We start from the raw sequence: 16,333 nt of genomic DNA, 5'->3' as shown, positions 1-16,333 counted from the left end.
TTATCCTCCCTTCTTCCGTTGTGCGATTCCGTTTTCTACTAGATATGCCTCATGTGCATGCTGTACGAGAAAATGATGCAGCCGATTTAAAATCCTGCAATATTTCTGTACAGCTGGATCGAGAGACGGTTCATATGTAACCTCATTACTAACAAGGATAAGATAACGGCAACTTCGGCTTAGTTCTACTAGATCCTTTTTCAGCTTTCCCTCTATCCCTTCCTGTTGTTTATCTTGGAAAAAAAGTTCATTATTGACCAAAACGGTTAAACAATCGAGCAAAACAACATCCTTTTTTGTAAAGACAGCCGCTAACTCCCCAATATCAACTGGCTTTTCATAGCTATTCCATTTCACCTTTTGTGCCTCTCTGTTTTGTTGGTGTCTGATAATTCTTTCTTCCATTTCAGCATCCGTAATGACAGCAGTAGCGATATAATGCAATTCTGCTCTTTCATCTTGCGCATATTTGATTGCCAATCTCTCAGCAAGCGAAGATTTTCCACTTCTCACGCCACCAGTTACAAAGATGATGGATGATTTTGTTTCCATTTAGTTAACACTCCCCGCAATCGCTGATTCTGTTCCATGCTTTTAATCGCAAACCGCAGCCAGCTTCCTTCTAAACTTGGATAATTATATGTATGTCTTGCAATGATGCCATTGTTTAGCAGGAAAGTAAGGAATTCCTTTTGATCCGTTAACCTTGGATCCTTTAACAAGTAATAATTAGCAGCAGAGTTGGAGTACGCAAAATATTCATTCTTAAAGAAGGAAAATAGCTTTTTCTTCTCCTCTTCTATATAGCTTTGCGTTTTTTTTAGAAACTCCTCCTGCTCTATTAATAACTCGCCAGCCTTTAAAGCAATTCCGTTTATACTCCATTGTGTTTGCAAATGCTGCAGTTGTGCAATTAGTTCTTCTGATGCTAATACGTAGCCTAGGCGTATTCCTGGTATACTGTACATTTTAGTTAAAGAACGTAAAATAATGAGATTTGGGTAATTTTTTAAGAGCGGAAGCATATCCTCATATCCAACTACAAAATCATAGAAAGCTTCATCTAGAACAACGGAACAATCGTTTTGCATACAAATATCCAATAACTCTTCTACTAATTTCTTCGGATAAAATATCCCTGTTGGATTATTAGGATTACATAAAAATACAGCATCGACTTGACGAATAGCCTTTTCCAATTTAGCGGGAGACAGCTCCCATCCTGTTTCTGCGAATAAATAATAATGATAGATGTCGCAATTATTAATCCGGCACACTTCTTCATATTCAGAAAAGGCTGGCTGAAGAAGCAATACCTTTTTTCCCGTCAGAATTCTCCCTAATAAGGAAATGATTTCCGCAGCTCCATTTCCAATCAAAAGCTGCTTGGAAGGAATTCCATAGTGGTTTGAAATTTTTTCTTTTAGGCGACTTGCAAAAGGATCTGGATAAAGATGAACGGTCTGAAAAAGGTCATTCCACTTCTTTAATAAAATCGGCGGAGGTCCTAATGGATTAATATTTGCACTAAAATCAATTGCATCCACTGGCATTTCTAGATTTGTCTTTTCATATATATACTGGGGATTAGCTCCATGCATTGGCCAGTTCAAATCCAATTCCTCCTATAAATAAAAAAAGATAGAAGTAAACAACTGCTTTATTAGCAATTTTAGTCGACTCGATAATATGTTTCTTTCCTAAAGGCTGCAGTGCTGTTCCCATTCTAGCCCGATCTGATTTCTGTCCTCGATAATAATTAATCCCACCGAGCTGTATGCCAAGGAGAATAGCAGTTACTGCTTCCCCCCAGCCGCTGTTTGGAGATGGATGCTTCTTCGCATCTTGGAATAGCAGCTTCCAGGCTTCCTTTTTCGAATGGAAAGGAGTACGACTAACCAAAAGCAAAAGCATTGCTGTTATTCGACTCGGCAAGTAGTTAACAATATCATCACATTTCGCAGCATAATACCCGAATTCTCTATATTTATCATTCTTATAACCAACCATGCTGTCACATGTATTAATGGCCCTATATACAAGACTGAAAGGAGCACCACCAATAAATGCCCAAAACAGTGGAGCTGTAATGCCATCACTAGTGTTTTCTGCCACAGTCTCTACCGTTGCCCGGACAATTTCTTTTTCCTCTAACTGCTCTGTATCTCTTCCCACAATATAAGACAGCTTTCTTCTTGCCAGCACTAGATCATTAGCCCGCAATGGTTCATAGACCTCTATCGCAGCATCCTTCAGACTCTTCTGGGCAATGGTTGTGGCGATAAGTAGAGCTTCTATTATTACGCCGATCCACCAATGAAGCTGATAGCTAATATAAACAAGGAAACAGCTAAGCAAAAAGGTAAGCACTAAAACACTCATGAGCATCCATAATCCTTTTAACTGCCGTTTTCTCCCCTTATTTAATCTTTGATCTAAATAGGAAATTAACTTTCCCATCCCTTTCACAGGATGTGGCCAGCTTGGAGGATCCCCAATCAACTTATCTAAAATAATCGCAATGGTAATGCTGATTAAATGACCGATCATTTAGCTGCCAGCCTCCTATCCCTTTTATCTAATGACTTTGTTAAACAGTGATAGACCCCTTCTGCTATACACTTCCCAAGTGAAGTAATCGTACCGGCAAATTCAAGGTATGTTCCTACTTGAGTGGCAGCGACCGATATACTATCTGTTGATGTACCTGTTGCAATAGTTCCTGTTTCCATATCCTTTATTTTCCGATCACGCAAGACGGCTGCTTTTGCTTCGGTAGCAGTAATGACACTTTGCAAAAAGGCTTGCTCTGATAATGTCCCATTGACAAAAATCCAAGTATTAATGGTCCCTGGATGGAACGAGGATGAATGCGCGTTTGTCTTAGCTGCATCGACAGCATTTCCTACTCCACCTGTTACCACAATCATGACAGAGAAATCCCCTTGCTCTAATAACTGATAGGCTGCATCTTCTGTATGAACAGCTGTCATCATTCCGACTGTCTCTTGTGGGCTAAAGCCATTTTGAAGCAAATACTCGTACATGTCTTTCCGGTAATCCTCGCAGCGGTATGTCTTATCTACATGGCGGTTTACAAAGTTTTTATACCAGCCCATCCCAGCACCCGTTACGCCAGATGAAAGCGTGTATAATGGGAAAGGAGCCTTCATTTCTACTCTTTCTGAAGTAACAGTAATTGCCGTTGTATCTATTTGAACTTTCTTTCTCTCTAGCTCTCTTGGCACAAGCGCTATTTGAGAAGCTGGTATGCTTGGATGAAAAGTATTTTTCACATTTGTCTTATAGATTCTTTTCACTCTTTTTTCTTGCAATACATCAGAAGGAGAGGCATCTACTTCTACTTTTCCATCATGTAATAAAAGGAGTCGATCACAATATAATCCTGCCAAGTTTAAATCATGAAAGATACAAACAATTGTTAGGTCTTTTTCTCTGCTCCATTCTCTTAAGCTATCCAATAACTCCTTCTGGTAGGATAGATCCAAATGGTTAGTAGGTTCATCTAACAGAAGGATTTCTGGCTCTTGTGCCAGGGCCTGAGCCAAATAAACACGCTGCTTTTCCCCGCCAGACAATGCATGAATAGACTTGTCTTGAAAAACAAAGACCCCCGTTTGTTTCATTACTCGTGTGATTACTTCTTCATCTTTAGAAGTCCAGGACTGAAACAGCCCCGATTGATGTGCATACCTCCCGAGCGATACAATTTCTCGAACAGTATAGGAAAATGATTCATTCACATGCTGAGAAAGCACGGCGACTACCTTTGCTAATTCTTTTGTTTTATACTGGTCAATGGATGTGCCCTTTATCTCCACCTGTCCCTCTCGCGGGGCTAAAATACCGCTGATAATTTTCATTAGAGTCGTTTTCCCACTGCCATTTGGCCCAAGGATACCAATCATTTCCCCTTTATTCACAGAAAAAGAAATATTCTGTAAAATTTGTTTTGTTTCATATTGAAAAAAGAGATTTCGTACATTCAGCATTATTTTAAACTCCTCTTCCTTCTTCTCAGTAATAATCCTGCAAACACTGGAGCACCAACTATAGCTGTTATGACCCCTATCGGGAGTTCTGTCGGAGAGATAATCGTCCTAGCCAATAAATCAGCCAAAATCATAAAACCACTGCCAGCAAAAAGAGAGACTCCCATTAAATGTCTGTGATCAGGACCTACGATAATCCGGACAAAGTGTGGAATCACAAGACCTATAAATCCGATCGTACCAGATACAGCAACAGCCGCACCTGTTAACATGGAACCAGCCAGCAAAATAACCATTTTTCTTCTCTGTACATGGATCCCTAAATGCTGGGCTCTTTCTTCGCCAAATGCTAAAGCATTTAATTCCTTTCCTTGCGAAAGAAGGAGACCGGAACCAACTACAAAAAAAGGCAGGATAATTTTAATGTATTCCCATCCTCTCATAGAGACACTTCCAAGTAACCAGCCTATAATTTGGCGTAGTTCGTTCCCTGTTAATGCAATCATAAGAGAAATAAATGCACTTAGAAAAGAACCAATAATGATGCCCGTTAAAATAATTGTTTCAACCCGCATGGCAGGGTCCATTTTTTTTGCAAAAAAAACGACAAATAATATCGTCAGAAAGGAGAATAATACACTCATAAATGGCAAAGTCAATCCGCCAAGAAACGGAATGGTAAAGTGGAAAAATAACGTAATAACGGCTCCAACCGATGCTCCAGACGAAACCCCAAGTGTATATGGGTCTGCCAATGGATTTCTTAATAATCCCTGAAATGCAGCTCCCGCTATGGAAAGACTGGCACCGACAAGTCCTGCCAAAAGCACTCTAGGGAGGCGAATATTTTGAACTATATTAACATGCATGGGATCGACATTCGTTAATATGCTTTCTGGTCCAATGTAGCTTGCAAATATTTTTAATACTGATAAAACAGGGACAGAGATCGTTCCAATGGATATTCCCATCACAATCGCAAAAAGGAGAAAAAAAGCGGCATAAACATAAGCCGCTTTTCTTTTATTTAAAAACATCCGGGTACACCGCTTTGGCAACTGCCTCTACTCCATCGACTAAACGAGGACCAGAACGAGTTACTGTGTCAGAATCTACATCTACTATTTGCTTTTCCTTTACTGCATTTATCTTTTCCCAGCCTTTTCTCGAGCTAATTTGCTCGATTGGACTTTTTTCTGAGTAGGCACCATAAGTAGTAATAATAACATCCGGATTAGCTGCAATTACTGCCTCTTGATCCACTTGAATCCAGCCTTCCTCAGAAATGATATTATTTGCGCGAATAGTGTCTAACATCTCTTGCATAAATGTCTTTTTACCAGTCGTAAATAAATTTGGTTCCGCGTTTACTTCTATGTAAACTGCCTTTTTATCACTATCGGAAATGGCTGCTGCTTTCTCCTTGATAGCACTTAACTTTTCTTTCATATCAGCAACAAGCTTGTTTGCCTCTTTCTCTGTTCCAGTGGCTTGTCCAATCATGTCCATGCTTTTATAAACATCTTCAAAAGAAGTGGCATCATTCACAACAACAACATCAATGCCCGCATCCCGGATTTGCTGCAAGCCTTCCGTAGAATTATGGGCGCTCGATGCATGTGCTAACACTACATCTGGATTTAGAGAGATTATTTTCTCCACATTAAAATCCATCCCGCCTACCTTCTCTTTTTCTGCCGCTTCTTTTGGATAGTTATCAAAGTCACTAACTCCAACTAACTCCTCCCCTAGCCCAAGCGCAAATATAATTTCCGTATTGCTAGGCATTAAGGAAACTATCTTTTCTGGTTTTTTCTCAATTACAACTTCTTGATCCAATCCATCCTTAATGGTGACAGGGAAGCTAGCCTCTTCTGTAGTAGTAGTTTGTTCTTTATTATGCTTATTTTCTGTCTTCGTTTCTCCGCAACCTGCAAGCACACCTACAACGAGCAGCATCGCTAACAGTATGGAATAAAACTTTTTCATCTAGTTCACCTTCCTAAATAAATATTGGGAAAAATAAAAAACATCTCTATCATTGTCCATAGAGATGTTGGGATGTCTTCAAAAATATTTTCAAAGTGCTCCACACCTCCCTATCCTCGTAGGTTTATTTGGTGTATAGAGAATGGCAGGTCTCCTGACTCATGATTTTCGCCACATGAAGCCTTCCCATACATCCGTACAGTGGCACTTTTCCATGCTGCAATCATTTACAGTGGCGGGACCGTGTTAGATTCTCACTAACTTCCCTTTTAAGAGACTTCTGGTAAAAAGGCTAAAGAATTCCTCATCAACCATTTCCCAAAAGTCTCACCATCATCTATCTATTTTATTTTTCGTCTTTTCTGATTATACAATTAAAGGATGTGTAAATAAATATATTCCTTTACTAAAGTTTTAAAAATGGGTCGACAGGAACCGCATGGCCTAATGCTATTCCCTGCTCTGACAATATGCAGGTGTAGCTTAATAATTGCACCCCAGCATGTGCAGCTTCTTCCAAGCTTTTTGCGAATACTGGATCAATTGCAGCTGCTCCTGTCACTATTTCCACATCTTCTCTCTGCACAACAAATAAAATAGCTGTTTTTATTATTCCTTCTCTCGCAATAGCAGTTAATTCTTGCACATGCTTAGAACCCCTTTTGGTAACAGCGTCTGGAAACATCCCAATTCCATTGCTCGCTAAGGTGACACTCTTTACTTCGAGAAGCAGCTGATTGCCTTTTATATCTTTTAATAAGAAATCCCATCGTGAACTACCATAGGTATATTCAGACTTAACCCAATGATAAGTAGAAAGCTCCTCTATCATGGCTTCCTTTAACATTAATTCGACTAACTTATTAGGATACGTAGTATTTATTGACACAAGCAGTCCATTTGATTCCACATATACAGCCGTCCACTTTGTTTTCCGATTAGGATTCATGCTCGGAAGAACATAAATCACAGCCCCTTCAACTAAAAGTTCGATCAGCCGCCCTGGATCTGCCAAATGGACCTTTTCTATTTCTTCTGTTTCCTGATTATAACAGTGTAAAATAAACCGATTAGGGCGCTCCACAAACGTCATTTTCTTTAATGCTGCCGGAAAGCTTACCATTACTTTTCCCCTCATATTCGTCACCAATTAAACGATAGCTAATTGCCATTCTCTTAATTTTTTATCAAAAACAAGTAAAGCATCACTTTTTTTCTTAGCGTTCTTCTCATATTCTTCATACATATCATCCATATTATCAAAATCCCCTAAAACCCAAATTGGTATCTCCAGCTTCAATCGTGTTTGATAGGCTTTTTCAATAGATAGTACCATGCCCTCACTCATATAACGTTTTAACTCTGTTACAATTTCTTTCGGAAGAGGCGGATAAAGCCTTTTCTTTTTAATTCCCAACAACGCTTTCTCTAATTTAAGTTCTGTCACTTTATTTGCAATAACCTCACAAAATAATTGATAAAAGGACTCCATGTTTTTATAATAAATTTTATTAAACCAGCCGTCATCATGAGCTAAATAGGCATATTGGTTGTTTAATTGTTGAAAAAATGGCTTTTTTAAAGGCTCCTGTTTATGTCCCAAATACAAGAGTTCCGCAATCGTTTGCCCTTCTAAAATATCTAATGTTTCCGTCTCATCAAAATCGACCCATACAAAGTCCCCATATCCATAAACATCTTCCATCGATAACGATGCTAATTTATTGTTTGGAACATATTCGAACTGAGTATGTATATGAAATTCTCCATCTTCAAACTGATGCTTTAACAACAAAATAGAGGCAAGAGTATCAGCAAGAATCCTGTAAAACTCTCTAAACTCTATACCATAAGAAAGCACAAAACGTTCTTTCTCATTTAGATGGATATAAACCACATCTCGAATATCATTATTACCTTTTTTCATCAAGTAAACCTCCAAACATTATTAGCTTGTAAACTTAAAGAGCTTTAGCTTACTTTCTTGTTACCGAAATTGCCTTTACTCCATTTTATCGAAATCATGACAAGAAATATTCTCTTGTTTTTATATATTATATTTAAATTCCATGATCTGCTTATACATACTATCCATCATACATCTAGTTGTACTTATTGTAACCATTTTAGTTTAACAAAAAAGAGGAAAAATAGCTTACATAATCTAAAATTTAGAAAAAAAAGGAAGTAAATACTTGGCATGTGAATCATTTAGGGAGAAAGCTAACTGGAATATTCATTAATATTGCGGATTATTCAGCCAAGAGACATCCATCAGAGCGATTTTAGTTAATTTTGTGCTGTTCAAAGGGGCAGTAATAGTCGTTTTTAGATGAATTTTAATGTTTTTAGCTAAATAATTGATTTTATCAGCCAATCTCGACCACTTACCTCCCCCCAACAAAAATACACCGTACTAGGAAATGGAATAACGCAATTTTCCAAAATCCTAGTAACGGTGTCAATCAAATCCAGCTCAACTTATGGTTGTTTTGCTTAACAATCTTTTCATACTTTTATCCGCTTCTTTTAGCACGATACTTTTATCTATTGTTTTCATGATTTTATTTTCCATTACTATTCTACCGTCTATAATGGTTGTTTCTACATCTGCTCGTGTTGCGGAATAGACAATTCTTGAGATAGGATCAACATCATAGGACGGAAAGGTATGAAAATTTTGCAGGTTTAAAATAGCTAAATCTGCTCGCTTGCCAATTTCCAGACTGCCAATTTCCTTTTCAAGTCCGACTGCTTTTGCTCCGCCTAAGGTTGCCATGCGGAACACTGTTCTCGCATCCATCGCTGTTGGTCCATGTATTGGCTTTTGAATAAGTGCAGCTAATCTCATTTCATTAAACATATCCAAGTTATTATTACACGGAGCCCCATCTGCCCCTAAACTGACGGAAACATGATTGCAAGTAAGATGGTGTGTATCAGCTATCCCTGATGCTAGCTTTAAATTAGAGCCGGGACAATGACAAACATGGACACCCTTCTCTTGAATAATCCGCTTTTCTTCTTCATCCAGCCAAATACAATGCGCCAATATCAAGCGGTCATTTGCTAAACCGAGATGATCTAAGTACACCACATTCCTCATACCTGTTTCTTTTTGCACGATTTGAATTTCTCCCTTATTTTCTGAGGCATGGGTGTGCACTTTTACACCATATTTATCTGAAAGAATCTTCACCTCTTTCAATAGCTCTTCCGTACAAGAAACCACAAATCTTGGCGAAAAGGCATATTGAATTCTTCCATTATCAAAGCCATCCCATTTTTCTAATAAATCTACACTCTGTTGAATAGACTCCGCTGTTAATTCCTGCAATGCTAAGGGGACTTCATCTCCTTTATCCATCATTACCTTTCCAGAAACAGCCCGGATTCCACTCTTCGCAAGTGCGCGAAAAGCATGTTCCGTATGATGAACCGTTTCCATATCAACAATCGTTGTTGTCCCGCTTTCCAATAGCTCTCCAATACCAAGCATGGCGGAATAATAAATAGATTCCTCGTCATGAGCAGCCTCAAGTGGCCAGATCCTTTGTTTAAGCCAATCCATTAGCTCAAGATCATCCCCTTTTCCGCGAAAAAGTGTCTGGCATAAGTGAATATGAGTCTGAACAAACCCAGGAATTACCGTTCTATTTGTCGCATCAATCATTTTATCTACGTGATTTTTTTCAAGATTCTCTCCTATTTCCTTAATGATATTCCCTTCTATATAAATATCTCCGGTTATAATTTCTTCTGCTTGATTCATTGTCACTATCTGTGCATTTTTGATTAACATATTTCCCATTTAAACTCCCCCATGCTTGTTTAAATTTCCGTATAAACACAAAAAAACTACGAAAAATATGCTAGTTCAAAGCATATTTTTCGTAGCAAGAAATTTACGGTTTCCAGTAGAGACCCTTAACCCAATTATTAAGGATATACGAAAAAAAGGCGCAATAGCAGCAGTTGCCTGCGGTCATGCATGTTATACCCTTATTTTAAATGAGAGGCAATTCTTTTCAAGTTAATTGTCAGAAAACTTAACAATGTTTTTTCAAGGGATCTGTTTTTTCTCAAAATCTCCTTTTTTACAAAGATTTATCCATTTCATTCTTTCACTTAATTACATATAATAAAACAGGGTATATGTCGAATAATAGCCTATAAACATCGGAAGGGAGAGTGAGAAGTATGATACACAAAATGACAGAAAATCAGATCACACTTCACATCATTCAGACACTAAAAGATAATAAAAAATCTGAATTTGAATCCATCGTTGATGAGCTACAACCATATGATATAGCTCAAATTTATGAGAGTCTCCCCGATAAGCATAGGGCTCGTTTTTTGCTTTTCTTAAAAGTCGACTTATTAGCCCATCTCTTGGAGGAATTGGATAAAGAGGAACAGCTGGAAGTTCTAAATACATTAGGAATGGACAAAACAGGGAAAGTTCTAGATTTAATGGACAATGATGACCTAGCTTCCCTTTTAAATGAACTAGCACCAGAAAGAATTAAAGAACTCCTTTCTGGAATGAAAAAAGAAGAATCCATTATTGTACAAAACTTAATGAACTACCCAGATGAAACTGCTGGACGTCTTATGACGAATCGTTTTGTCTGGATTCGTGACTATTACACTACTCGTGAAGCTGTCGATAAACTAAAATCGTTTGCAGATTTCGCGGAAACATTAAGCTATTTATACGTCATTGATCAGAATAGAAAATTAGTTGGTGTTGTTTCCTATCGTGATCTTTTGATTGCTGAACCGCAGGACAAAATTCGTGACATTATGTATGAACGGGTTATTAGTGTAACAGTGGATCAGGACCAAGAAGAAGTAGCGCAAACCATCCAAAAATATGATTTCTTAGCCATTCCCGTTGTTAATGAAGAAAATATCTTAATGGGGATTGTTACAGTTGATGATATGATTGATGTCGTTTTTCAAGAAGCAAATGAAGATATCGAAAAGCTTTCAGCTTCAGGTAAATCGATAGACTTTGATACAAAAGCATCTGTTGCAGCCTACAGAAGACTTCCTTGGTTAATCTTGCTGCTTTTTATTGGGGTTGTATCTGGCAGTATTATAAGCAATTATGAGGATGTTCTTACAAAAGTTGTAGCATTATCTTTTTTTATGCCGATGATTTCTGGAATGACTGGGAACACGGGAACACAATCATTAGCTGTTGTTGTTCGCGGACTTATTTCTAATACGATTAATAAAGCAGTTGTAACAAAACTGATTTTTAGGGAATTATTAGTTGGTTTGATCATTGGGATTACCTGCGGCGTTATTATTACGATTATTGCCTATGTCTGGCAAAGCGATCTCATGCTTGGCTTAGTCGTTGGTCTTTCTTTAATTTGTACGCTTATCATTGGAACGCTATCCGGCACTATTATTCCCATTATTCTTTATAAGTTAAATATTGACCCAGCAGTAGCGTCTGGACCATTAATTACAACTCTTAATGATATATTTTCGTTATTTATTTACTTCGGAATCGCACAAATTTTTCTTGCCCATTTAATGTGAAAGAAAAGACTGTCTGTCAAAAGGCAGTCTTTTTAAATCCTGTCTATTTTTTCCACCTATCTTTTTTTATCGATTATGAAAAATAAGGAAACAATTCTGTTTCCATTTCCGTCTATATAAATAGGTAAGAAATTTGAACTAGGGGTTTGCAGAAATGAGAACAAGAAATGTTTTTTCTGAAAGATTTGATTGGACATTATGTCTTTTGCTTATGTTATTTTGTCTAGTTAGCAGTATTGCTATATACAGCGCGAACGCTGCTTACTTACAATCACAAATTATGTGGTATGTTATTGGCGCGGTTGTAATTGCCATTATTATGTATTTTGATAATGAGCAGATTCAACAAATCACTTGGATTTTGTATGGAATAGGGGCCGTTTTATTAATCGGTCTTCTAGTTGCTCCAGAAACGGCATTTACTCCACGCAGAGGCGGAGCGCAAAGTTGGTATGTCATTCCCCATATTGGCAGTATTCAACCGTCTGAATATATGAAGGTCTTTTATATTTTAGCGATTGCTAAAGTTATAAATAATCATAATGTCAAAACCATTCATAAATCTCTGCGAACAGATTTTATTTTGATGTGTAAACTGGCGATCGTAGCTGGTGTTCCAATAGCATTAGTCATTTTGCAGGATTTTGGGACTACACTCGTGTTAATGGCTATATTAATTGGAATGATGCTAGTATCAGGAATTTCATGGAAACTGCTCATTCCTTTATATGGTGCTGCTGCTGCATTTGGTTCCATTGTTTTATACTTAGCTATCTTCGGAAGAGAACTATTAGAAAAATATCTAGGAGTGGATCCCTATCAATTCGCTCGTGTTAATTCCTGGCTAGATCCTCATAATGCTGGCGATGATGGCTTGCAGTTAGTCAAATCGCTGATGGCGATAGGCTCTGGACTTATTAGTGGTAAAGGCTTAGGAAAAGAGGAAGTGTATATTCCCGAAAGACATACAGACTTTATTTTTACGATTATTGGGGAGGAGTACGGATTTATTGGGGGCAGTATTGTCATTATTCTTTATTTTCTTTTAATATTCCACCTAGTTCGAACTGCATTGCAAACAGCCAATCCCTACAGTATTTATATAAGTGTCGGGGTTATTAGTATGATTACATTCCACGTTTTTGAGAATATCGGAATGACTATACAATTATTGCCGATAACAGGGATTCCCCTTCCGTTTATAAGTTATGGGGGTAGCTCTCTAATGTGCAATTTAATGGCAATGGGACTCATATTTAGTATTCGTTATCACCATAAGTCTTATATGTTTTCTTCTAAATCTCTTTCTTTCTAATTATAAGGAACATTTAGACTCCGCGCATCGCTGAGTCTTTTTTTATATTTGTCCATTTGATGAAATCTTTCTCCCTTTTGTTTTCTTTCCTCTGTAATTAGGGTATATATTTTAATAGAACAACAAAAACTATAAAGAAATTTTAGCAGCAAAAAGATGACTATGTTTTATCTGATTGTAATAAAAACTAAATTAAAATAATTATAAATAAGTATTGATTTTAATTTAGAATTTGTTATAATTAATATATAATCAGTCGAAGGGAGTTTGTTAAACATGGGATTACAAACAAAAGTAGAATTACAAAAAGAACTAAACGTACAAATTGCTAACTGGAGCGTATTATACACAAAACTACATCAACATCACTGGTATGTAAAAGGACCATTTTTCTTCACACTTCATGAAAAATTCGAAGAGTTATATGACGAAGCTGGTGAAGCAGTAGATGAACTTGCAGAGCGCTTGCTTGCTATTGGTGGTAAACCTGTTTCTACATTAAAAGAATTTATCGAAACTTCCACATTACAAGAAAGTACGGAAAAACGATCTGCAAATGATATGGTGAAATCTTTAGTAGAGGATTATAGCCATATTAATACACAATTAAAAGCACTAGCAGCACATGCAGATGAATTAGAAGATGTGATTACCAATGATTTAGCCATTGATTTAATTGGCAAAATTGAAAAACACTTATGGATGTTAACTGCATACCTTTCTGAATAATATTGGAATGAATCAACCACTTTTTCGTCTTCTTAACGAAAAAGTGGTTTTTTATTTTCCCTTAAAGCTTCTTCTCCCTATTTATCTCTGAAAAGAAGAAAAATCATTTTCCTTCTTTTCGATAAAAAAGTATAATGATGGCAAAAGTATGTATTTTTCATCCCTAGGAGGATAAATATGAAAAAACAATTTGTTGTGATAGGATTAGGCAGCTTTGGTGGTAGCTTAGTGGAAGAATTTCATAAAATGGGGGCGGAAGTATTAGCCATTGATCAATCTCTTGAGAAAGTGGAAAAATATCGACCTTTCGCTACCCTTTGTGTGCAAATGACAAATATTACGGAGGCATCACTAACGCAAATCGGTATTCGGAATTTTGATCACGCTTTTGTTTCGTTTGGAGATGACGTCGAGTCTAGCACCCTTACGACCATGCTGTTAAAAGAGATGGGCCTTAGCAAGGTCTGGGTGAAAGCAGCCGATGTCTATCATAAACGCGTTTTAGAAAAAATCGGTGCTGACCGCGTCATTCATCCAGAACAGGATATGGCAAAAAGAATTGCCCACCATGTTGTTTCTGATAGTATGATTGATTATATCGAGCTTTCAAAAGAACACGGAATTGTGGAAATGGTAGCTTCTCCGAAAATACATAATAAGTCAATTTTAGATTTAGATGTCCGTGCTAATTATGGATGTACTATTATTGGCATTCAACGAGCAGGAGAAACAATTGTCTCTCCATCCGCAAATGAAGTAATCCATCAGGGCGATATCCTCATTATGGTTGGCAGTAATGACTGTTTATATAAATTTGAGGAAAAAGCATTAAGATAATCTTTTTAGAAAAACATAATAGAAAATCACTCCTTAGGAGAAGGCTTTCATTACAGTCTTCTCTTTTTTTATTAATCCTTTCCTACCTTAAACTCCATTTTATCCAACGTTTAATCCTATCCTCACTGGGTATTAAGTAGAATACATTAAGGCTGATTAAAGTTTGTTGTTTTTAATAGGAAACGTATAAATTTTCTAAAGCTCATCGGAACAAATAATTTTACTTATGTAAAAATTAACTTATTTCATTTCTATACGAAACAACATTCTTTAAAATGCCTAATTTAAATCAAGGAGTGAAGAGTATGTACTATAACTGGAATTGGAATTCCTTTTGGGACAAGCTACCTGATTTTATTCTAGCAGTGGTCGTTTTAATTATCGGGTGGATTATTGCAAAAATCATTGAAAAAGCCCTTTATAAAGGACTGCAAAAAACAAATGTTGATGAGAAAATTTTCCCTGAAGGCAAACCCAAAAAATATTCATCTGAAAAGATAATTAGTAAGATTGTTTTCTATCTATTATTAGTTTTTGTCTTTACCCTATTCTTTAATATATTAAATTTAACCGTAATTACATCTCCGTTGGTAAATCTACTTTCCACCATTCTAGGAGCAATACCAAATATTTTAAAGGCAGCATTAATTCTATTAATTGCCTGGGTAGTTGCTTCCGGATTAAGATATCTTATTAAAAAGACAGGAAGTACCTTAAAGGTTCATGAGAGATTACAGAAATGGAATCTTGCAGAAAAGAATAACCCACAAAACATAATGGATAAAGTAGCTAATATTGTATTCTATTTAGTACTCTTATTATTCTTACCTGCTATCCTAGGTGCCCTTAATTTATATGGTGTTTCTGAACCATTTGCTAATATGCTTCAAAACATGCTTGCTTTCTTACCAAAACTTTTAGCAGCAGCATTAATCATTTTAGTAGGCTGGTTTGTTGCAAAAATGGTACGTACGATTCTAACAAACTTCCTACAAGCAATCGGCACAGAAGCCTTAGCTAAACGCTTAGGTATTAACAAGCTTCTTGATAACGTAAGCTTATCTTCTGTTATCGGGAACATTGTTTTCATTTTTATTCTCATTCCAACTGTTATTTCAGCGCTTGAGAAATTGGACATTCAAGGAATCTCTCAGCCAGCCATTAACATGCTAAATGATATTCTGACAATGATTCCTAATATTGCGACAGCCATTTTCCTTATCTTAATTGGTATTTGGATAGGAAAATGGGTAAAACAAATGGTTGTTACTTTATTAGTTAAACTAAGCTTAGATACGTATGTGCGAAAAATGGGCTTAAACGCTAATAATAGTATTTCAAACATTATTGGGACAATTGTTCAAATTCTGATTGTATTCTTATTAGCTGTACAAGCATTAAATATTGTCGGACTTGAATTTTTAGTTACACTATCTACGGCTGTTATTGCTTATTTACCAATGGTGATTGCTGCTATTGTCATTATTGGCGTCGGCTTATGGCTAGGTTATCTTGTGCAGAAACTGCTAAGCAGCGTTTTACAAGGCAGCCACTTTAAAGTGTTACCAATTATCGCAAAATATGCGATTATCACTTTGTCTGTCTTTATGGCACTTGACCAATTAAAGGTAGCTTCTTCTATTGTCAACGCTGCCTTTATCTTAATCCTTGGCGGTCTTGCACTAGCATTTGGTCTTGCCTTTGGACTTGGCGGCAAAGAATTTGCTAAAAAACGTTTGGATAAACTGGATAGAAAAATGGAACAAACTTCTATTCAAAAACCAAATGATGATAATCCTTTAAATAGCTAACCAAGCTATAAAGGACAGGCGAAAAATTCTCGTCTGTCCTTTTTCTATATAGGTAAGACGATGTATTTTTACAATATCTT

15 protein-coding genes and 2 riboswitches are annotated in these 16,333 nt (G+C 36.8%); of the genes, 5 read left to right on the top strand and 10 right to left on the bottom strand.

Annotation, left to right across the window (positions count from 1 at the left end):
* The 10 genes from MHH96_RS07705 to MHH96_RS07660 all read right to left on the bottom strand — a co-directional run bounded on the left by MHH96_RS07705 (window position 1) and on the right by MHH96_RS07660 (window position 9,813).
* Window positions 1–552 (bottom strand): bifunctional adenosylcobinamide kinase/adenosylcobinamide-phosphate guanylyltransferase, encoded by a 552-nt coding sequence (locus MHH96_RS07705; RefSeq protein WP_095322699.1) that lies wholly within the window; start codon window positions 550–552, stop codon window positions 1–3.
* Complete coding sequence (cobD, locus tag MHH96_RS07700; protein WP_144545984.1) at window positions 522–1,613, bottom strand: threonine-phosphate decarboxylase CobD; 1,092 nt, start codon at window positions 1,611–1,613, stop codon at window positions 522–524. Before cobD ends, MHH96_RS07705 begins: the two co-directional genes overlap by 31 nt.
* Window positions 1,588–2,550, bottom strand: a complete 963-nt coding sequence (gene cbiB, locus MHH96_RS07695) for an adenosylcobinamide-phosphate synthase CbiB (protein ID WP_144545982.1) — start codon at window positions 2,548–2,550, stop codon at window positions 1,588–1,590. The genes cobD and cbiB overlap by 26 nt, the downstream gene beginning before the upstream one ends.
* Entirely contained in the window at window positions 2,547–4,013 is a 1,467-nt protein-coding gene (locus MHH96_RS07690; protein WP_061800152.1) for an adenosylcobinamide amidohydrolase, read from the bottom strand. Before MHH96_RS07690 ends, cbiB begins: the two co-directional genes overlap by 4 nt.
* Window positions 4,013–5,050: a FecCD family ABC transporter permease gene (locus tag MHH96_RS07685; RefSeq protein WP_172865823.1), complete on the bottom strand. Its 1,038-nt coding sequence runs from the start codon at window positions 5,048–5,050 to the stop codon at window positions 4,013–4,015. Before MHH96_RS07685 ends, MHH96_RS07690 begins: the two co-directional genes overlap by 1 nt.
* Entirely contained in the window at window positions 5,037–6,002 is a 966-nt protein-coding gene (locus MHH96_RS07680) for an ABC transporter substrate-binding protein (protein ID WP_144545980.1), read from the bottom strand. The genes MHH96_RS07685 and MHH96_RS07680 overlap by 14 nt, the downstream gene beginning before the upstream one ends.
* A 127-nt stretch (window positions 6,003–6,129) precedes the next feature.
* A riboswitch (cobalamin riboswitch) is annotated at window positions 6,130–6,328 on the bottom strand.
* An 80-nt stretch (window positions 6,329–6,408) separates the two neighbouring features.
* Window positions 6,409–7,125 carry a DNA/RNA nuclease SfsA gene (gene sfsA / locus MHH96_RS07675; RefSeq protein WP_235844526.1) on the bottom strand — a complete coding sequence of 239 codons (717 nt, stop codon included), beginning with the start codon at window positions 7,123–7,125 and terminating at the stop codon, window positions 6,409–6,411.
* Between the two features lie 27 nt (window positions 7,126–7,152).
* Window positions 7,153–7,929: a hypothetical protein gene (locus MHH96_RS07670; protein WP_047944203.1), complete on the bottom strand. Its 777-nt coding sequence runs from the start codon at window positions 7,927–7,929 to the stop codon at window positions 7,153–7,155.
* A gap of 312 nt (window positions 7,930–8,241) precedes the next feature.
* Window positions 8,242–8,379: a hypothetical protein gene (locus MHH96_RS07665; RefSeq protein ID WP_176474081.1), complete on the bottom strand. Its 138-nt coding sequence runs from the start codon at window positions 8,377–8,379 to the stop codon at window positions 8,242–8,244.
* Window positions 8,380–8,478: 99 nt separating this feature from the next.
* Window positions 8,479–9,813: a 5'-deoxyadenosine deaminase gene (locus MHH96_RS07660; protein WP_095257994.1), complete on the bottom strand. Its 1,335-nt coding sequence runs from the start codon at window positions 9,811–9,813 to the stop codon at window positions 8,479–8,481.
* Between the two features lie 63 nt (window positions 9,814–9,876).
* A riboswitch (purine riboswitch) is annotated at window positions 9,877–9,975 on the bottom strand.
* Between the two features lie 227 nt (window positions 9,976–10,202).
* Between MHH96_RS07660 and mgtE the strand changes: the two genes are divergently transcribed.
* The 5 genes from mgtE to MHH96_RS07635 all read left to right on the top strand — a co-directional run bounded on the left by mgtE (window position 10,203) and on the right by MHH96_RS07635 (window position 16,253).
* Window positions 10,203–11,561: a magnesium transporter gene (gene mgtE / locus MHH96_RS07655; RefSeq protein ID WP_095257993.1), complete on the top strand. Its 1,359-nt coding sequence runs from the start codon at window positions 10,203–10,205 to the stop codon at window positions 11,559–11,561.
* A 154-nt stretch (window positions 11,562–11,715) separates the two neighbouring features.
* Window positions 11,716–12,876: an FtsW/RodA/SpoVE family cell cycle protein gene (locus MHH96_RS07650; protein ID WP_144545978.1), complete on the top strand. Its 1,161-nt coding sequence runs from the start codon at window positions 11,716–11,718 to the stop codon at window positions 12,874–12,876.
* Between the two features lie 276 nt (window positions 12,877–13,152).
* Complete coding sequence (locus MHH96_RS07645) at window positions 13,153–13,605, top strand: Dps family protein (RefSeq protein ID WP_047944207.1); 453 nt, start codon at window positions 13,153–13,155, stop codon at window positions 13,603–13,605.
* 177 nt (window positions 13,606–13,782) lie between these two features.
* The gene (locus MHH96_RS07640; RefSeq protein WP_047944208.1) at window positions 13,783–14,442 is read left to right on the top strand and encodes a potassium channel family protein; all 660 of its coding nucleotides are present in this window, start codon (window positions 13,783–13,785) and stop codon (window positions 14,440–14,442) included.
* A gap of 305 nt (window positions 14,443–14,747) precedes the next feature.
* Window positions 14,748–16,253 (top strand): mechanosensitive ion channel, encoded by a 1,506-nt coding sequence (locus MHH96_RS07635; RefSeq protein WP_095257991.1) that lies wholly within the window; start codon window positions 14,748–14,750, stop codon window positions 16,251–16,253.
* Window positions 16,254–16,333: the final 80 nt, after the last annotated feature.

Origin of the sequence: Niallia sp. FSL K6-0212 (assembly GCF_038007605.1) — a bacterium.
Lineage (GTDB): Bacteria > Bacillota > Bacilli > Bacillales > Cytobacillaceae > Niallia > Niallia circulans.
Note: the sequence above shows the minus strand (reverse complement) of the source record. Positions and strands in the feature narration are given on the sequence as shown.